The sequence below is a fragment of the Parvibaculum sp. genome, assembly GCF_039973015.1.
Classification (GTDB): domain Bacteria; phylum Pseudomonadota; class Alphaproteobacteria; order Parvibaculales; family Parvibaculaceae; genus Parvibaculum.
The window spans coordinates 16,126-34,257 of record NZ_JBDWLT010000006.1 but is presented as its reverse complement, the minus strand read 5'-3'; the positions used below and the strand labels follow the sequence as shown (position 1 = coordinate 34,257).

The following is an 18,132-nucleotide window of genomic DNA, read 5'->3' as shown; positions in this document are numbered from 1 at the left end:
AGCAATCATCTTGCGCTCCGCAAGGGGTACGCAAGAGTTAAGAATCGTGCCGGATCGTCCAGGGAAGAGATAGCCAGAAAGGCCGAAACCGCCAAAGGCTCTTAAAAAGGAAAAACAGGCCTTCGGAAGCCTCAAAGCTCAGATGGTGCGGTCGAGAAGACTCGAACTTCCACGGGAGTTACCCCACAGCGACCTCAACGCTGCGCGTCTACCAATTCCGCCACGACCGCATGTTTCGTGAGCCGGGCGGATGTAACAAATCCCTGACGCTTGCTCAAGCGGCAAATCGCAGGAAAGCGCGCTTAAATGCCATCACCATCAATATTGTTGGGAAGATGGATGCCGCACTCGTCCTTATCCTTGCCGACCCAACGCCCGTCGCGATAGGAACCGCCTTCAGGAACCCGCTCCGTGCAAGGCATGCAACCGATGGAAAGGTAGTTATCCTTCACGAGCGGATGGCGCGGCAGCTTGTGCTGATCCAGATAGGCCTCAAGGTCTTCCTGTCCCCATTCCGCGAGCGGATTGACCTTGAAACGTGTGCCGTTGGCCGAGCCCGGCTCACCTGTGCCACGGACCTTCTCTTCCTCGACAGCTTCCATGGCGGAACGTGCACTCGTCTGGAAGCGCTTGCGCCCCGTAATCGAGGCATCGAACCCCTCCAGCGCGCGCTCCAGCGGCAGCACCTTGCGGATGAAGCAGCAGGCATCCGGATCGGCATTCCAAAGCCCGCCGTTCGGATCCTTCACCGCAAGATCGCCCGGATGGGGCCCGACAGAACGAATGTCCATCAGGCCGAGCCTGTCCTGCAGACGGTCGCGATAACGCAGCGTCTCGCCGAAAAGCTTGCCGGTATTGAGGAAGATCACGGGCGTCGCGGGATCGACCTGCGCCACCATGTGAAGCAGCACGGCGGATTCCGCACCGAAAGAGGAAACCACGGCGATCTTGCCCGGAAATTCGGTCTTGATGACGGATTCGAGGAGCTCAATGCCGCCGAGGCCTGTATTTCTGTCGCGAATACGCTGCAAAGCGGGCGACACGACGGTCGCCGCGTCCATGACGGCCGCGCGGTCCGCGCTCATGGCCGCTGTGCCCGGCCGCTTTCTGAGATCGATAGCTGTCATGAGAGCCAGCCTTTCTCTTCGATATAGGCATCGGTTTTTTGGCCGATTTCCGCCAGTTCATGCCCTTCCGATCGCCAGGTCCGGCGCTGTCGCCCGAGTTCGTCGAGCCGGCCTGCCCATTCGGGCCCGAAAAGACCTTCGAGATATCGCCGGAGACGCCGCGCGAGCCCCGGCGATTTGCCGCCCGTCGAAACGGAGATCACCAGATCCCCGCGCCGGACGACCGAGGGCACATGAAAATCGCAAAGCGGCTTCACATCCTCGGTATTCACCAGCGTCCCGGCAGCGCGGGCCTTGCCCGCCAGCGCAACGCTTTCCCTATCGCCAAGCCCCGCCAGGAAGACAATATCGGCAGACTTCAGCGCTTCTTCGGACGGCCGGGCACCCTTGAGCCGACTGCCCGCCTGCGTCGAGAAAGCCGGGGAAGGCGCTGAGGAATAGACCTCCAGCCCCGGCGCACCGGCATCATCGAGAACGGCCAGCCGCTTCCCGGCCGCCTCGCCCTCGCCGACCAGAATCACCTTGAGGGAACCAAGATCGAGCAGGATCGGAAACATGCGCACCTCCCGGTGCCGTCTGATTTCCCGTTAGACATAGCAACTATGCCCTATAATTCAACTATCGTCCGTATAATATTATTTTTCACACTGAGATGATGCAGAATAACAAAAAGGGCCCGAAAAGGGCCCTTTCACACAGGTTTTCAATGTCTTTGAGTTCAGCCTTGCGCCGAACTGGACTCCGAGGTGGAGAGCACAGAGGTAATGGAAACCGCTACTCGCTCGCCTTGAACGACGATTTCGCCGCGCGCGATGGGCACGTTATTGGCGAGTATCCAGATTTCCTCATCCTGCTTGGTGCCAAGCTCGATCACCGCACCACGCCCCATTTTCAGGAGCTGATGAATCGGGAGCGAGGTCTTGCCAAGCACCACGGAGAGTTCGACATAGACGCTGTTGACGGAATTCACGAGCGACCCCAATTGCCCAAAGCACTGATACGTCAGTCAAAATCGCATGCTAGAGTTACTTCATGGTTAAGCCGCAGACGATGACCGAAGAGGCCACAGAGACGCTGGAATGGCGCATCTCCGACGCGCCCGTACCCTATGACGAGGCTGTGGCCGAAATGGAAAAACGGGCCGCCGCCATCGCGGACGGCACCGCGCCGGAACTCGTCTGGCTGCTCGAACACCCCCCGCTCTACACGGCAGGCACGAGCGCCGATGCCCGCGATCTCATTGATCCCAAACGCTTTCCCGTCTTCAGGACGGGCCGCGGCGGGCAATACACCTATCACGGGCCCGGCCAGCGCGTGGCCTATGTGATGCTGAACCTGAAGCGCCGGAAACCGGATGTGCGGGCCTATGTGGAAGACCTGGAACGCTGGCTGATCGCCACGCTGGCCGAGTTCAACGTGACCGGCGAACTGCGCGAAGGCCGCGTGGGCGTCTGGGTCCGCCGCCCGGAGAAGGGAATGACGGCGGAAGACAAGATCGCCGCCATCGGCGTTCGCATCCGAAAATGGGTGACGTTTCATGGCGTTAGCCTGAATGTCGACCCCGACCTCGATCACTTTACGGGCATCGTCCCCTGCGGCATCAGCCAGCACGGCGTGACCAGCCTCGCCGATCTCGGCCTCACCGCGGGAATGGCGGATGTCGACCTCGCCCTGAAGCGGACATTTGCCGGAGTCTTCGGCGGCGGCACCGCATAAATCATCCGTAGACTGATATTATTCAGGGACAAGCCGGATTCGCCTTTTGCGGCATGAACTTGCGCCTTCATCCGCACACGCCGGATCAACGACCGTCACACGAACGTCATGAAAACGTCATAAATGAAGGACTTATCCTCCCCCTACGGACGAAACCGGGGACAAGCGAAACATCCCCTCCCCCCCCGTCCCCGCCGGGTAGCGCACGAGGAAAAGCGGGGACAAGAACAAGCGAACAGGCCTGCCCGCCTCTCGACCCAAGCGCGCGTCATGCAGAAAACTTGTCCCCGGCTTTCCTTCGCCTCCCCTTCCGCGTCACAACCTCCTCATAGGCGGCTTGCAGCTCCTCACGCGCAGTGAGACCACGCCGGCGCTTCGTCTTTATCCCCAGATGCTCCTCGCGCAGCTCGTCCATGAAACGGGAAACGAGTTTCGGCCCGCCTTCGGTAAGCAGTTTCGCGCGAATGCCGAGCTCCTCCGTGACGGGCAGGTATTTCACGCCCCAGGCGGACATGGCGGCGAGGACGGGCAGCAGCTCGATCCCCTTTTCGGTGAGGCTGTAGATCACCTTCTGCTTGTGGGAGGGGTCGTCCGCGCGGCTGAGGATATCTTCTTCGGTGAGGGTACGCAGACGGTCGGCAAGGATGTTCGAGGAAATACCTTCTTCGGAATTCAACAGCTCCCGGAAATGGCGCCTGCCGCCGAAGATCATGTCGCGGATGACGAGGAGGCTCCACTTGTCGCCCACCGTCTCCAGCGCAAGGTTGATCGGACAGCCCGATCTCTTCTCGTCCATGCGCCTCTCCCCGTTCCGAAAACCGGTTGCATTATCGCATCGGTATATGCAGGATACAACCAGTTGTGAAACGCAATCAGATTTGCCTGTTCGTGATTGCGGACGGAAAGCACGTTTAGCCCAGCCATCCACAGCACGAAGGAACCGAGCCATGCCAAAATTCGTGACGATCGGATATGGCGACCAAGAGGGGTATGACCGCACCGCCCCCGCCATTCGGGACGCAGCCCACGCTCACGACGCGAAGCTGCAGCAAGACGGCGTATTGATGGGGATCGCGGGTGCTCCTGTGCAAGTGCGCAACCCCGATGCTTCACATGTTGAAACGGCGGATGGTTCGTTCATGACGTCGCCGCTGCCAGTGGCGGGCTTTGCGATCATCGAAGCCGCCGATCTGGCTGAAGCCGTGGAGATGGTTTCACGAACACCCTGCGCCGTCGCACAAGGCGTTGTCGAAGTATGGCCCCTCATGCAGCCCTCCTGACCTCAAGGGCGGGCGGAACAAAACAGCGGAGAAAACATCCATGACACTCAGGCTCTATTACCACCCGCTTTCGAACTTCTGCCAGAAGGCGCTGGTAGCGCTTTACGAAAGCGGCGTCGATTTCACGCCCGAATTCATCGACCTCGGCAACGAAGATGACCGCGCACGGCTCGGCGCGGTCTGGCCGATGGTGAAGTTTCCGGTGCTGGTGGACGAGGCCCGCGGCGAGACCGTGCCGGAGGCGACGGTCATCATCGAATATCTGAACGACCGCCACCCTGCCCCGGCGCCGCTAATACCGGCGGACAAGGAAGCCGCACGGGCCGTGCGCCTGATGGACCGCTTCTTCGACCTCCATGTGAACCAGCACTTGTTCAGCGTCGTGAGCGACCGGCTGAAGCCCGAGGAGCGCAAAGACCCTGCGGGCGTGGAAGAAGCGAAAGCGAAGCTCGCCCAGACCTACGGTTTCATCGACGGACAGATGGCGGATCGCGAATGGGCGGCGGGCGGCAGTTTCAGCATGGCGGACTGCGCCGCCGCGCCCACGCTCTATTATGCCGACCGGATCGTGCCCTTCGGCGAACGCCGGAACCTCGCCGCCTATTTCGAGCGGCTGATGAAGCGGCCATCCTTTGCCCGCGTCTTCGAGGAAGCCGCACCCTACCGGCACATGTTCCCGGCGGAGTGAGTACCGCGCCACCCCCGCCCCAAACAGCCCTCCTTGAGTTTGCTTTTGCTGACAGGCTGCAAAAGGGCCGTTTGACCCTCCCCGAGGGGAGGGTGGGCGGTTAGTACTTTGCCGGATTGAGATGGTACCAGATCGTCTCGACGACATCGTCGGTACGGGCAAGAACATCATTATTCCAGAAGCGAAGAACGGAATAGCCGTACCGGTTCAGGAAATCGGTGCGGCGGGCATCATGTGCCAACCCGTCGCGCTCGTTGTGCTGGCCACCGTCAACCTCGACGATCAACTTTCGTTCGAGACAGGCAAAGTCAACGATGTAGGGGCCCACACGATGCTGACGGCGGAAATGGACACCAAGTCTGTTGCTGCGAAGACGGCTCCACAGCCGTTTCTCCGCTTCCGTCATATCCCGTCTTAGCCGGCGTGCTTGCAAGTCCCCCATGCACGGAGCTTACCGCCCACCCTCCCCTTCGGGGAGGGTCGAAATTCGTGAGCACCGCGAAACGAATTTCGGGGCGGGGGATTTTCAAAGCGGTTGCGTACGGAAGCCGATATAGAGAAGGCCGATGCCGCCCGCGACCGCTGCCAGCCAGACAAGCGCGCCGAGGACCGGAATCGAGATACCGACCCAGACGAGCGCCGTCGCCAGCACGATGCCGACAATGCGTCCAAGTGTGCCCCGGCCAAACTCGCCGATACGGCTCGAAATGAAATCCCCGAAAGCGGCCAGCGTGGCAATGAGCCCGAAGACCATGCCGAGCGGCCAGAGCAGCAACAGCAGGAAGGCGATGGGCAGGCCGACAATGGTGATGGCGGCGAGGAAGACGAGAATGGGCAGGCCGATGAGCCAGAGCAGGCCAAGCCCGAAAGCGAGTGCCCACTCGTCCGCCAGCCCCTCGCGCATCCGCGTCGTGGTGACGGGGGCGAGGAGCGCGAAGGCAATGGCAAAAACGCCGAAGAAGACCGCGCCCGAAGCGGACATATGATAGCCGGGTGCGGAAAGACCGGACTGATCGTCCCAGCGCTCCTGCATATGTTCCCGGCGCCATGTCTCGCGCATTTGTGCGGGGGGCGCGGGCCGCGCCTGTTCGACGCCACGGCCCGAGGCGAAATCCTCTCCGTTGATCTCGCCCTTCACTTCCGCGCCCTTGTCGATCTGCGCGGCGGAGGGCGAGTAATAGGTGACGTCGCCGTCGATCTCGGCATCCGGCCCGAGCGAAAGGTCGAGGCCATAGAAGGTGACGTTGCCCTTCACCTCGCCATTGATGAGGGCTTCCTGCGCACGGATCGAGAGATCGCCGTCGATCTCACCCTCGACGGCAACGCGGCGCGCCGTGATCCAGGCATCGCCCTCGATCTCGGCATCGTCGGTCAGAATGACGATGCGCCCGGCAGCCGTGAGCCCGCCCTTTACCTTGCGGTCGAAGGTGAGTTCTTCCGCGGCGGCGAAGACATCGTCTCCGCTCTGCCACTCGACGGCCCGGCCCGAAGGCTCCTCCGGCGCGGCCTGCGCAAGGGCGGGCAGCAAGCCCACGCCGATGAGCGTCATGAGAGTGAGAACCGCAACCCGGATGCCGCCGCGCATTGTCGTTTCCTTCCTGTCTCTGCCCCGGGGGTGACTATAGCGCGGGAGAGGCGCGGGAGACAGGGTTGGAGGGTGTTTCCGCGTCCCCCCGCCCCAAACGGCCTGACGGCCGTTTGACCCTCCCCGAGGGGAGGGTGGGTGATAAACTCATCACATGAGTGATCTCCGGGCACGCCAGCCAAGGCGCAATATGACGGAAGCAGAGAAGAGACTCTGGGCTCGCCTTCGCGCGAACAGGCTCGGTTGCCACTTCCGCCGCCAGCATCGCATCGGACCCTATATTGTCGACTTTGCCTGCCTCGAACGAAAACTGATCGTGGAAGTCGACGGCGGTCAACACAGCGAACCGAAGGGCGTGGCGCACGACGCTCGCCGCACAGAGTTCCTGAACCGGGACGGTTATTGCGTCCTGCGTTTCTGGAACAACGACGTACTTGCTCGCACCGATGATGTGATCGAAACGATCTGGAGTCGCCTCAGCGCGACGTAACATCTACCGCCCACCCTCCCCTCGGGGAGGGTCGAAATTTGCAAAGCGAAGCGCGGGCAAATTTCGGGGCGGGGGACGGCGTTCCCGGCCTTACGCAAACTCCATGATCACCGCATCGACCGCGAGGCTGTCGCCCGGCTCGGCGTTGATCTTCTCGACCGTGCAGTCGAACTCGGCGCGGAGAATGTTTTCCATCTTCATCGCCTCGACGACGGCAAGCGCCTCGCCCGCCTTCACTTCCTGGCCCTCGGTCACGTGAATGACTTTCACGAGGCCCGGCATCGGGCAGAGCAGCATCTTGGAAGTATCGGGCGCGACCTTCTCCGGCATGAGCTGGTTCAGCCTGTGGCCTGTAACGGTACGCACAGCCGCATGAGCCGCAGCCCCGCGATAGCGCAGGCGGTAGCCCTGCTTCGCACGCCAGATTTCCACAACCATCGGATCGCCGTCGATCTCGCCGCGGAAGACGGCCTGACCGGGACGCCACTGGGAACGCACGAGATGGCTCTCGGTGCGATTACCCTCGTCGTCGAGGAAGATGACGCGCAGGCCCCCGCTCGTCTCCTCGGCACGGACAAGGCGCGACCAGTCATCGACGGCGACAACCCATTCCTCGGGAAGCGTGCGCGGACGGTTGGCAAGCTGACCGGAAATCTGCACCGCGCGCTCGGCATGAACCTCGTTCATGAAAACGGCAATGGCCGCGAGCTTCATGGCGCGGTCGTCCGACAGCGGCACACCGTGGAACCCGTCCGGGTATTCCTCGGCGATGAAGCCGGTGGTGAGGCGTCCCTCGCGGAAGCGCGGATGCTCCATGATCGCGTTCACGAAGGGAATGTTGTGCTGGATGCCCTCGATGTGGAACTGGTCCAGCGCATAAGCCATGTGGTCGATGGCCGAGAGACGGTCCGGCGCATGGGTGCAGAGCTTGGCGATCATCGGATCGTAGAACATCGAGATCTCGCCGCCCTCGAACACGCCCGTGTCGTTGCGTATGGTGAGGCCGTTCTGCGTACCCTCTTCCGGCGGGCGGTAACGCACGAGGCGGCCCGTCGACGGCAGGAAGTTGCGATAGGGATCTTCCGCATAGACGCGGCTTTCCATCGCCCAGCCATTGATCTTCACGTCTTGCTGCCTGATCGCGAGCTTCTCGCCATAGGCGATGCGGATCATCTGTTCCACCAGGTCGATGCCGGTGATCATCTCTGTCACCGGATGCTCGACCTGAAGGCGCGTATTCATTTCGAGGAAATAGAAATTGCGGTCCTTGTCGACGATGAACTCGACCGTGCCCGCGCTTTCGTAGTTCACGGCTTTCGCCAGCGCGACCGACTGCTCGCCCATCGCCTTGCGGGTTGCCTCGTCAAGGAAGGGCGACGGCGCCTCTTCGATGACCTTCTGGTTGCGGCGCTGGATGGAGCATTCGCGCTCCGCCACATAGATCACATTGCCATGCTTGTCGCCGAGCACCTGGATTTCGATGTGACGCGGCTGCGTGACAAATTTCTCGATGAAGATGCGGTCGTCGCCGAAGGAGGACTTGGCTTCCGACTTCGAGGAGTTGAAGCCGTCCGCGACCTCGGCTTCCGACCATGCGATACGCATGCCCTTGCCGCCACCGCCGGCCGACGCCTTGATCATGACCGGATAGCCGATTTCGTTGGCGATCTTGATGGCTTCGCCGGTATCCGCGATTTCGCCGAGATAGCCCGGCACCGTGTTGACCTTGGCCTCGTTGGCGAACTTCTTGGACTCGATCTTGTCGCCCATCACCTCGACGGCCTTGATATTCGGGCCGATGAAGGCGATGCCGTTATCGGCGAGCGCCTGCGCGAACTTCGGGTTCTCCGACAGGAAACCGTAGCCGGGGTGAACGGCCTCGGCGCCCGTTTCCTTGCAGGCGGCGATGATCCTGTCGATGACGAGATAGGATTCCGATGCGGCCGCCGCGCCGATATGGATGGCTTCGTCCGCCATCTCGACATGCAGCGCATCCTTGTCGGCATCCGAATAGACGGCGACCGTCTTGATGCCCATTTTCTGCGCCGTCTTCATGACGCGGCAGGCGATTTCGCCCCGGTTGGCGATCAGGATTTTCTTGAACATGGGCGCGCCTCAGAGCGGAATGTTGTCGTGCTTCTTCCACGGGTTCTCGAGTTCCTTGTGACGAAGGAGCGCGAGGGCCCGCGAGATACGGGCACGCGTGGAATGCGGCATGATGACTTCGTCGATATAGCCACGCTCGGCCGCGACGAAGGGATTGAGGAAGCGGTCTTCGTAAGCCTTGGTATGGGCCGCGATCTTTTCCGGGTCCTTGATGTCGGCCCGGTGGATGATCTCGACGGCACCCTTGGCGCCCATCACCGCGATTTCGGCGGTCGGCCAGGCATAGTTCAGGTCGCCGCGAATATGCTTGGAGGCCATGACGTCATAGGCGCCGCCATAGGCCTTGCGCGTGATGATGGTGACCTTCGGCACGGTGGCTTCCGTGTAGGCGAAGAGCAGCTTCGCACCATGCTTGATGAGGCCGCCATATTCCTGCGCGGTGCCCGGCAGAAAGCCCGGCACGTCGACGAAGGTGACGATGGGGATGGAGAAGCAGTCGCAGAAGCGCACGAAGCGCGCGGCCTTGCGGCTGGCATCGCTGTCGAGCACGCCTGCGAGCACCATCGGCTGGTTCGCAACGATGCCGACGGTGCGACCCTCGACGCGGGCAAAGCCGGTGACGATGTTCTTGGCGAAGCTCTCCTGAATTTCGAAGAAGTCGCTCTCGTCCACGACCTTCAGGATCAGCTCCTTCATGTCGTAGGGCATGTTCGGGTTGGCCGGGATCAGCGTGTCGAGCGATTCCTCGATGCGCTTCGCGTCGTCGAAGAAGGGACGCTCGGGCACTTCGTCCTTGTTGGAGAGCGGCAGGAAATCGACAAGGCGGCGGATCTGCGTCATCGCGATCACGTCATTGTCGAAGGCGCCGTCGGCAACCGAGGATTTTGTGGTGTGGATCGAAGCGCCGCCAAGCTCTTCGGAGGTGACGGTCTCGTTCGTCACCGTCTTCACGACATCGGGGCCGGTCACGAACATGTAGGAGGTATCGCGGACCATGAAGATGAAATCGGTCATGGCGGGCGAGTAAACGTCGCCGCCTGCGCAGGGGCCCATGATGACGGAAATCTGCGGAATGACGCCGGACGCCATGACGTTGCGCGTGAAGACATCGCCATAGCCGCCAAGCGCATCGACACCTTCCTGAATGCGCGCGCCGCCCGCATCGAAAAGGCCGATGATGGGCGCGCCGGTCTTCAGCGCCATGTCCTGCACCTTCGTCATCTTCTTGGCATGGCTGCGCGAGAGAGAGCCGCCGAAGACCGTGAAGTCCTTCACAAAGACGAAGACGGGGCGGCCATTGACCGTGCCCCAGCCGGTGACGACGCCATCGCCGGGGATCTTCTGCTTGTCCATGCCGAAGTCGTGGCAGTCATGTTCGACGAACATGTCGAACTCCTCGAAGGAGCCCTCGTCCAGCAGCAGCTCGATGCGCTCGCGCGCCGTGAGCTTGCCCTTGGCGTGTTGCGCGTCGATGCGTCTCTGACCGCCGCCGGCTTTCGCCTCTTGCCGCCGCTCTTCAAGCCGACGAAGAATGTCCTTCATGCCGCCCCCTCAATAACCGGACGAGCCGCCCTCCCCTGAAGTTCGGGGGGCGACCGGGAAATACTGGTATGAACGCCGGAATGCGGGGCTGGATCGAAGCGGCCCGCTGGCGCTGTCGCGGTCTCCGCGAAGGCGACCTGAATAGCACCGAAATCTCGTTTTTGCCAATGGCTTGGCCGCCATTCCTATGGGCGGGCCTATGGGTGAGACGGAATGGGCATCGCTGCGCCCGGCAACGCTGCGTCAGGTGGCGCGGCGAGAGCGGATTCAGCCGAGAAGATGGATAAAACGGCCCGTTTCGAGCAATTCGGAACGCCGCGCGGCGAGTCTCGCCACCTCTTCCTCGTCATGGCCGGAAAGTTCCATCTGCCAATGCTCGTCCAGATGGGCGATATCGAAGGCCTCCTCCGGCGCGATGTGACCCAATGTGACGGCAAGGCCGAGAATGGCGGACCCCGTCAGCGTCACCGCATTGTGGAGGGCGGCAAGGCGGAACGGGTCCAGCGCGCGCAGCGCCTCGCGGTAAGCCTCCAGCGAGGCTTCGGGCTGCGCGACATGGACAATGCCGGTGGTGGAAGTGAAGGCGATGCCCTTCTCCGCCGCCCAGGCAAGGAGAGGATCCCAGAGCGCCGCCTGACGCGCGACAAGGACGTCCGGATGTTCCGCCCGGTAGCAGAGAAGATCGGCGCCCGCATAGGTGACGAGTTCGTCGATCACCGCCGCGCGGCGCGGCGCCACGAGGTCGACCGCGGTATTGGCAAGCTTGGTGAGCCACATGGAGCGCGGGTCGATCTCGTCTTTCTGCGCCTCCCATTCGGCGGCGACCGCCTCCGCCAGCGGCAGCGACGGCATGGCAAGCGGATGCTTCGAGGGTGTCTTTACCGCGCGCCCGTCGAGCAGGATTGCATGGCCATCCTCATGCGGGCCCGCCTCGGCTTTCTTGTAGAACCGTTTCGGCAGCTTGCGCTTCTCGCGGCCCGGATGAGAGACCTGCTGGTCCAGCGAACGGTTGCGCGCGAGATCGAAAATCGCCGCGGTGGATTCGTCTTCGTTATTGTCGTTGTCGCTGTTCATCAGTTTCCGAATATGCCTTTACCGATATTCTCAAGCGTGTCGCCGATGCTTCTGGCCGCACCTTCCGCCGCACCGCCGACCGTGCCCGCGATGCCGGAGGATTCCTTCGCCGCCGCGGCCGCCGCCCCGCAATCGCCGCCAGAGGCAACCGAGTCCGTGCCCGTACTCATGAGCGGCAACAGCGCGCCGATGCCACCCGTGAGCGCCGCGCCGCCGACGGCGGTGGCGACGCCCGTAACGACGCCCGTCCGGTCGAGACCGGCGGTTGGCGCGGTCAGCGGACCGGAAAGGCGGACGGGGAAAGCAAGACTGACAAGGCTGGCCTTTTTCGGCTTCGGCTTGAAGAGAAGGTCTATCCGCTCGCCCCCGAGATCGACCGTGCCGGAACCTGTGGTGATCAGACTGTCCGTTTCGAGCGCAAGCGCGGACGCCTTGCCGACACCGCGCGTAAAATCGAAACGGCTGATCGCGCAGACGAGCTTCGCCGTATCGCCGCTCTCACCCGACGGGATCAGCACATTTACCAGATCGTCCGAAACGATGGCGAAGGCACGCGAATTGATCGTGCCCCTGCCGATAACGAGATTGGTCTGGCCCCCGAGCGAAGCGGCAATCGCATGAAGCGACTTACCCTGACCGTTCAGCTGCGCGCCGAAATCGGCCCGCGCATTCAGCATGGTGGAGAGATCGAGATCGGCGAGAAGTTTGCCGAGATCGAAATTCGCGGCACTGGCATCGATGCCAAGACTGCCCTTCGCACCATCCGCCTTGAGCGCAAGCTCTACCGGCGTGCCGCGATACTTCGCCGTGAGCGGCGCCGAAAGCTTGCCGCTATCGATCGTGACCGGGAGCTTCAGTTCGGTAAGAACCACATTGCCATAGCGCAGTTCGCCAAGCGCGAAAGAAAGATCGGCATCGAGCGCCGTGAGCCGCTCCAGCGGCAGAGGCTCCTTGCTGAAGACGGCACCGCCGTTGTCCGAACCGCCGCCCTTCAGGAAAGGCGTAACGTCGAACGCCTCGCTTGTGAGCGCGCCCGACAGTTTCGGCTTGCCCGTCATGTCGAGCGCGAGATCGCCACCGACGCTCGTGCCAGCCACTGTGAGCGTTGCACCCTTGAGGGCGGCCTTCTCCGTGTCGCCTTCGATGTCGGAGGCAAAGGAAACGGGAGAACCATTTACCTCACCCTCGATGACGGCATGGAAGCCGCCGCCCTTCGCCGCAAGCGTCACTTGCTCGAAGGCCGCTTCCGACACCTGCCCCGTCTCGCCATCGCGATAGGCGAGATGGAAATCGGAAACATTCAGTTCCGGCACGCGGGCGAGCGACATGCCCGCACCGCTTTCCGCTTCGGGCCTCGGCGCGGGCGCGGCATCGCCGAACACCCAGTTACCCCGGCCCTTGCGATCCGTTTCAAGGAAGATATCCGCGCCCTCGATGGTGACGCTGCGCACATCGAGATCGCTTGAGAGAAGCGGCAGCAGCGCAACCTGGAGCGCGAGCTTTTCCGCCGTGAGCATTTGCGGCTTCGTGCCCCAGGCGGCATTGGAGAAACTGACATCCTCCGCAACGACCGTCGGCACGAGAGAAAAGCCGATATGCAGTGGACCTTCAATCTTCAGTACCCGGCCTGTCGCCTGCCCGGCAGCGGCTTCGATCTGCGGGGCGAAACGGCCGAGATCGATCAGGGTCAGCGCATAAAGCGCACCCGCGAACAACAGAACGACGACGAGAACGATAGCGAGAAGTTTTCTCATGGCTCTCAGGCCCCTCCGGCGGCGGCTCCAATGGCCCGCTCCCGGCCCGGCCAGATGGCCTCGACGGCAGGCGCGAGTTCGGCAAAACCGGAGAGCACGCAATGCGCCCCCGCCGAACGGAGCAGATGGGGTTCATGATAGCCCCAATCGACGCCGAACGCATGCGCCCCTGCGGAACGCGCCATCGCCATGTCGTAGCTCGTATCGCCGACAAGAACCGTGTCCGCCGCTTCGGCGCCTGCCTCGCGCATGGCGCGAAGGAGCATTTCCGGGTGCGGCTTCGAGGGGGCGTCATCCGCTGTCTGCAGCGTCACGAAATAGTCGCGAAGGCCGTGAAGCTCGAGGGCGTGGCGAAGACCGCGTTGCGACTTGCCGGTGGCGATGCCGAGCACCATGTCGTCGCGGGCATGGAGCGCATCGAGCGCTTCGCGGACGCCGGGAAAGAGTGGCTCAGCCAAGTCCTTGCGGGCGCGCAATTCATGGAAGGCATCCTTGTAGCTCTCGGTGACGCGGCGGCGGACCGGAAGCTCGACATGCGGCACCAGCGTCCCGATGGCCTCGTCGAGCGAAAGGCCGACGATGGAGAGCACCTGCTCGCGCGGCAGGTTTTCCAGCCCATGCGCGTCGAAGGCATGGTGCATCGCCGCGACGATCATGTGCTGGCTGTCGATCAGTGTACCGTCGCAATCGAAGACGACAAGGCGGAGGGGGGAAGTCAAAAGCTCATCATCCTAAAGTCACAGCTCACAAACTCAGAGACATCACCAAAACAAATTATCATCCAACCCAGGACCGGTAGACGCAGGGTTGTTCATGAACGTCGAAGCCAAATCGCAAAGGTCTTCAAAATCCCTCACAACCCCCACAATATGACTGATGAGATTTGCGTCCTGGCTGGCGGCGTCAACGTCCGCGACTACCATACACCGGACATGAAGGCAGGCGAGAACGTGAAACGCACCAAGCCGGACCCAGACCGCGGTGAGGTCATTCTTCCAGCCCCGCAAAGGCATCTTTCGCATCGCGCTCGTCGAAGCCGAGAAGTTTCCAGCTCGCCTTCATGTGCGGCGGAAGTTCGGCTTCGAGGAAGAGGCGCCCGCCATCGGGATGGGCGATATCAAGCGAGCGAGCGTGCAGGTGCAGCTTGCGCGGAATTTCGCCACCCGGATGCGCATTGACGCCGCCATACTTGCCGTCGCCCACGATAGGCGTCTCGATGGCCGAAGCGTGAACGCGGATCTGATGCGTGCGGCCCGTGAGCGGCATGAAGGCGACCCAGGCGAGTTTGTGCGCGGCGGTCGCGACCGTCGAGAAATGCGTGGCGGCATCGCGCGCGCCCTCATCGCCCTTCTTCGCCGCAAAAACACGCTCGGCACGGGGACCGCCCTGCTTCGTCAGCGCGAGATTGATCGTGCCCTGACGCGGGACCGGCACACCGACCACGAGCGCCCAGTAGATCTTGCGCGCATCCTTCTGCTTGAAGGCCTTTGCAAGCGCGGCGGCGGCCTTCGCGGTGCGCGCCAGAACGAGGACGCCGGACGTGTCGCGGTCGAGACGGTGAACGAGGCGCGGGCGCTCCTTTGCCTCGAAGATGAGCGCGTCGAGCATGCCGTCGAGATGGCGTTCGGTCTTGGTGCCGCCCTGCACGGCAAGGCCCGCGGGCTTGTTCAGCACAAGGACGGACTTGTCTTTATGGATGACGCAGGCGCGGATTTCTTCCGCATCGGCGGCACTGACCGCGCGCTCGGGCTTGGGCGCGGGCTTTGCCGTTTCCTCGCCGAGCGGTGGAATACGAACGACCTGCCCCGCACCAAGACGCGCATTCGCCTTCACGCGCGCGCCATCGACACGCACCTGCCCCGTACGCAGGAGCTTTTCGAGGCGGCCATGCGTGAGCATGGGATAACGCCGCTTGAACCAGCGGTCGAGCCTGACGCCGTCTTCTTCTTCCGTGACGCCGATCTGCGAAACTTCACTCATGCGGGAAACATTACCCTTGCGATCCAGAGGCCGAGAAAGAGACCGGCGAGAGCCAGCACGACCGAGCCGCCGATATAAAGCACGGCGAGGCCCGCCTGCCCGCGCTCGATCATGTTGGCCGCGTCGAGCGAGAAGGCGGAGAAGGTCGTGAAGCCGCCGAGAATGCCGGTGGTGACGAAGCTGCGCATCTCCGCGGAGGGCTCATATCTGAGCGCGAAGAAGCCGACAGCAAGCCCCATGACGAAGGAGCCGATGACATTGACGCCGAAGGTGCCCCAGGGAAAGTTGATGCCGAAAAGCCGAGCCATTTGCTGATTGAACAGATGACGGCTTGCAGCACCGATGGCGCCGCCGATGGCGACCGCGAAAATGCTGTTCATGTCTCCCTCTCTTCTCTCAACTTCCGCCAATAGGTGAGACGCTTCGATATCTCGCGCTCGAAACCGCGTTCGACCGGCGTGTAGAATTGCTGACGGCCGACTTCCTCCGGGAAATAGTCCTGGCCGGAAAAGGCCTGCGGCGCGTCATGGTCGTATTCATAGCCCGCGCCATAGCCAAGCTCTTTCATGAGCTTGGTCGGCGCATTCAATATATGGGCTGGCGGTGCGACGGAGCCTGTGTCGCGCGCAGACCGCTTCGCCGCGCCGAAAGCCGCATAGGAGGCATTCGATTTCGGCGCCGTGGCGAGATAGATCACCGCCTGCGCCAGCGCAAGCTCGCCCTCCGGCGCGCCGAGAAAATCGAACACATCTTTGGCGGCGATCGCCTGATGCACGGCTTCAGGATCGGCAAGGCCGATATCCTCGATGGCGGCGCGCACAAGACGGCGCACGATATAGAGCGGGTCTTCGCCGCCGACCAGCATGCGCGCCAGCCAATAGAGCGCGGCATCGCAATCCGACCCCCGGATCGACTTGTGAAGCGCGCTGACGAGGTTGTAGTGCCCTTCCCGCCCCTTGTCGTAGAGGGGCGCGCGGCGCTGCACGGCGGCAACGAGCGCGCCCGTGTCGAAGGGTTCTGAGGGCGCCAGTGCATGAACCTCCTCGGCGAGATTGAGCGCGAAGCGGCCATCGCCATCCGCCATCGCGCGCAGCGAGGCGCGCGCATCATCGTCGAGCGGGAGTGGTTTTTCGTAGAAGGCCTCGGCCCGCTGCAGCAGTTCTTCCAGCGCCGCGTCGTCGAGCCGGTTCAGCACCATGACCTGCGCGCGCGAAAGAAGCGCCGCATTGAGCTCGAAGGACGGGTTCTCCGTGGTGGCGCCGACAAGCGTCACCGTGCCGTCCTCCATGACGGGCAGGAAGCTGTCCTGCTGGGTCCGGTTGAAGCGGTGGATCTCGTCCACGAAGAGCAGCGTGCCCTTGCCCGTCGCACGGCGCCCGCGCGCCGCCTCGAAAATCTTCTTCAGGTCCGCCACGCCGGAAAAGATCGCCGACATGGGCTCGAAGTGAAGCCCGACCCGATCCGCGAGAAGGCGCGCAATGGTCGTCTTGCCGGTGCCGGGCGGTCCCCAGAGAATGATGGAGGAGAGATGCCCCGCCGCGAGCATCCGCCCGAGCGGGCCCTTCTCGCCGAGCAGATGATCCTGCCCCACGACCTCTTCGAGCACTTTCGGGCGCAGCCGGTCCGCCAGGGGGCGCGGGGCTCCCTCATCCATGCCGGCGGCTTCAAAAAGACTGCTCATGGGCGCTGTGTATCATGTTTTGAGCGGCTTGCTGAGGCACCCGCAAGACCGTTTTCTGGGCCCGGCCGCGCCCTGCGGCAAAATGCGAGCGATTGTCACTCACAACGCTATTGCAAACCATTCGCAGGGCTGGCATGTTTTCACCCTGTCGCCGGAAATGGCGGGGAACAGGCGAAAAACCGGGCCAGGAAACAGGCGTCAGATGATCGTTTGCGTGTGCAATGCCAAGAACTGCCGGACTGTGCGGGAAGTCCTCGCAAACGCCCCGCATGTCGACACGCCCGCCGCCGCCCACCGCGCCATGGGCTGCAAGCCGCAATGCGGCCGCTGCCTGCCCACCCTTGCAGGCATGATCGAGGAAGCGCGGAACGAAACCGCTATGGCCTCCGTCCTCGCCGCTGCGGACTGACCCTCGCCGGCCGGTTTTTCTTTGGGTCGCGCTTCGGACGGCGAACCGCCCCTTCTTTTGGAGGAGGCACTTCGCCTGGAAACGCTCTTAGCCGAGAAATACTCTCAAAAGCATTCGCAACTGATTGTTTTTACTGCATTTTTCTGAAATGCGAGTTTGACCCCGCGCGCCTTCGGCCTACTCTTTCTCAAACGAGTCGGCAAAACGAGGTCAAACATGCGCGGCGACGCCAAGGTCATCGAATATCTGAACAAGGCCCTGAAGATGGAGCTGACCGCCATCAATCAGTATTTCCTGCATGCGCGCATGTTCAGGAACTGGGGGCTGAAGCGTCTCGGCGAGGTCGAGTATCACGAATCGATCGACGAGATGAAACATGCCGACAAGCTGATCGAGCGCATCCTCTTCCTTGAGGGCCTGCCCAACCTGCAAGACCTCGACAAGCTGCTGATCGGCGAGACGCCAGTCGAATGCATGGAATGCGACCTGAAGCTCGAATATGCGGGCCATGCCTTCTACAAGGAGGCCATCGGCTATTGCGAGCAGGCGCGCGACTACATCAGCCGTGAAATCTTCGAGCGCATTCTGGAGGACGAGGAAGAGCATATCGACTTCCTCGAGACGCAGCTCGATCTGGTGAAGACGGTCGGCCTTCAAAACTATCTCCAGTCGCAGATGGGCGAAGAGGAAGGGTCGTAAG

20 protein-coding genes and 1 tRNA gene are annotated in these 18,132 nt (G+C 62.4%); 6 read left to right on the top strand and 15 right to left on the bottom strand.

From position 1 onward, the window contains the following. Positions 1-143 precede the first annotated feature (143 nt). The 4 genes from ABJO61_RS04460 to ABJO61_RS04445 form a co-directional block, all read right to left on the bottom strand. A tRNA-Leu gene (locus ABJO61_RS04460) sits at positions 144-230 on the bottom strand. A gap of 72 nt (positions 231-302) precedes the next feature. Further along, on the bottom strand, positions 303-1,127 hold the full coding sequence (locus ABJO61_RS04455; RefSeq protein ID WP_348323768.1) for a phosphoadenylyl-sulfate reductase: 825 nt from the start codon (positions 1,125-1,127) through the stop codon (positions 303-305). Then, entirely contained in the window at positions 1,124-1,684 is a 561-nt protein-coding gene (locus ABJO61_RS04450; RefSeq protein WP_348323766.1) for an NAD(P)-dependent oxidoreductase, read from the bottom strand. The genes ABJO61_RS04455 and ABJO61_RS04450 overlap by 4 nt, the downstream gene beginning before the upstream one ends. 161 nt (positions 1,685-1,845) lie before the next feature. Further along, positions 1,846-2,097, bottom strand: a complete 252-nt coding sequence (locus ABJO61_RS04445) for a FliM/FliN family flagellar motor switch protein (protein ID WP_348323764.1) — start codon at positions 2,095-2,097, stop codon at positions 1,846-1,848. A 62-nt stretch (positions 2,098-2,159) separates the two neighbouring features. On the opposite strand from ABJO61_RS04445, the gene lipB reads away from it, so the two are divergent. Further along, the gene (gene lipB, locus ABJO61_RS04440) at positions 2,160-2,843 is read left to right on the top strand and encodes a lipoyl(octanoyl) transferase LipB (RefSeq protein WP_348323762.1); all 684 of its coding nucleotides are present in this window, start codon (positions 2,160-2,162) and stop codon (positions 2,841-2,843) included. A 268-nt stretch (positions 2,844-3,111) separates the two neighbouring features. Here the strand turns inward: lipB and ABJO61_RS04435 are convergent, their stop codons facing one another. After that, positions 3,112-3,639, bottom strand: coding sequence for a helix-turn-helix domain-containing protein (locus ABJO61_RS04435; protein ID WP_348323760.1), 528 nt, complete (start codon positions 3,637-3,639; stop codon positions 3,112-3,114). 151 nt (positions 3,640-3,790) lie between these two features. Here ABJO61_RS04435 and ABJO61_RS04430 point away from each other — a divergent pair, with 151 nt between their 5' ends. Then, positions 3,791-4,123 (top strand): YciI family protein, encoded by a 333-nt coding sequence (locus ABJO61_RS04430; protein ID WP_348323758.1) that lies wholly within the window; start codon positions 3,791-3,793, stop codon positions 4,121-4,123. A gap of 40 nt (positions 4,124-4,163) precedes the next feature. Next, positions 4,164-4,811: a glutathione S-transferase family protein gene (locus ABJO61_RS04425; RefSeq protein WP_348323756.1), complete on the top strand. Its 648-nt coding sequence runs from the start codon at positions 4,164-4,166 to the stop codon at positions 4,809-4,811. A 100-nt stretch (positions 4,812-4,911) separates the two neighbouring features. Here ABJO61_RS04425 and ABJO61_RS04420 read toward each other — a convergent pair whose 3' ends face one another. Then, complete coding sequence (locus ABJO61_RS04420; protein ID WP_348323754.1) at positions 4,912-5,253, bottom strand: endonuclease domain-containing protein; 342 nt, start codon at positions 5,251-5,253, stop codon at positions 4,912-4,914. A gap of 84 nt (positions 5,254-5,337) precedes the next feature. Next, positions 5,338-6,396, bottom strand: coding sequence for a polymer-forming cytoskeletal protein (locus ABJO61_RS04415; RefSeq protein WP_348323752.1), 1,059 nt, complete (start codon positions 6,394-6,396; stop codon positions 5,338-5,340). Between the two features lie 154 nt (positions 6,397-6,550). On the opposite strand from ABJO61_RS04415, the gene ABJO61_RS04410 reads away from it, so the two are divergent. Further along, positions 6,551-6,886: an endonuclease domain-containing protein gene (locus ABJO61_RS04410; protein WP_348323751.1), complete on the top strand. Its 336-nt coding sequence runs from the start codon at positions 6,551-6,553 to the stop codon at positions 6,884-6,886. Positions 6,887-6,976: 90 nt separating this feature from the next. Here the strand turns inward: ABJO61_RS04410 and ABJO61_RS04405 are convergent, their stop codons facing one another. From ABJO61_RS04405 to ABJO61_RS04370, 8 genes are all read right to left on the bottom strand, one after another. Beyond that, positions 6,977-8,992: an acetyl/propionyl/methylcrotonyl-CoA carboxylase subunit alpha gene (locus tag ABJO61_RS04405; protein ID WP_348323749.1), complete on the bottom strand. Its 2,016-nt coding sequence runs from the start codon at positions 8,990-8,992 to the stop codon at positions 6,977-6,979. A gap of 9 nt (positions 8,993-9,001) precedes the next feature. Beyond that, positions 9,002-10,534: an acyl-CoA carboxylase subunit beta gene (locus ABJO61_RS04400; RefSeq protein WP_348323747.1), complete on the bottom strand. Its 1,533-nt coding sequence runs from the start codon at positions 10,532-10,534 to the stop codon at positions 9,002-9,004. 267 nt (positions 10,535-10,801) lie between these two features. After that, on the bottom strand, positions 10,802-11,608 hold the full coding sequence (locus ABJO61_RS04395; RefSeq protein WP_348323745.1) for an ATP12 family protein: 807 nt from the start codon (positions 11,606-11,608) through the stop codon (positions 10,802-10,804). Then, positions 11,608-13,362 (bottom strand): AsmA family protein, encoded by a 1,755-nt coding sequence (locus tag ABJO61_RS04390; protein WP_348323743.1) that lies wholly within the window; start codon positions 13,360-13,362, stop codon positions 11,608-11,610. The genes ABJO61_RS04395 and ABJO61_RS04390 overlap by 1 nt, the downstream gene beginning before the upstream one ends. Before the next feature lie 5 nt (positions 13,363-13,367). Then, positions 13,368-14,081: an HAD family hydrolase gene (locus tag ABJO61_RS04385; RefSeq protein WP_348323741.1), complete on the bottom strand. Its 714-nt coding sequence runs from the start codon at positions 14,079-14,081 to the stop codon at positions 13,368-13,370. 268 nt (positions 14,082-14,349) lie between these two features. After that, entirely contained in the window at positions 14,350-15,342 is a 993-nt protein-coding gene (locus ABJO61_RS04380; protein WP_348323739.1) for an RluA family pseudouridine synthase, read from the bottom strand. Beyond that, entirely contained in the window at positions 15,339-15,722 is a 384-nt protein-coding gene (gene crcB, locus ABJO61_RS04375; RefSeq protein WP_348323738.1) for a fluoride efflux transporter CrcB, read from the bottom strand. Before crcB ends, ABJO61_RS04380 begins: the two co-directional genes overlap by 4 nt. Beyond that, positions 15,719-17,023 (bottom strand): replication-associated recombination protein A, encoded by a 1,305-nt coding sequence (locus tag ABJO61_RS04370; protein ID WP_348323736.1) that lies wholly within the window; start codon positions 17,021-17,023, stop codon positions 15,719-15,721. Before ABJO61_RS04370 ends, crcB begins: the two co-directional genes overlap by 4 nt. 202 nt (positions 17,024-17,225) lie before the next feature. On the opposite strand from ABJO61_RS04370, the gene ABJO61_RS04365 reads away from it, so the two are divergent. Both ABJO61_RS04365 and bfr read left to right on the top strand, forming a co-directional pair. Then, positions 17,226-17,432, top strand: a complete 207-nt coding sequence (locus ABJO61_RS04365; RefSeq protein ID WP_348323734.1) for a hypothetical protein — start codon at positions 17,226-17,228, stop codon at positions 17,430-17,432. Positions 17,433-17,648: 216 nt separating this feature from the next. Then, the gene (gene bfr / locus ABJO61_RS04360) at positions 17,649-18,131 is read left to right on the top strand and encodes a bacterioferritin (RefSeq protein ID WP_348323733.1); all 483 of its coding nucleotides are present in this window, start codon (positions 17,649-17,651) and stop codon (positions 18,129-18,131) included. Position 18,132 lies beyond the last annotated feature (1 nt).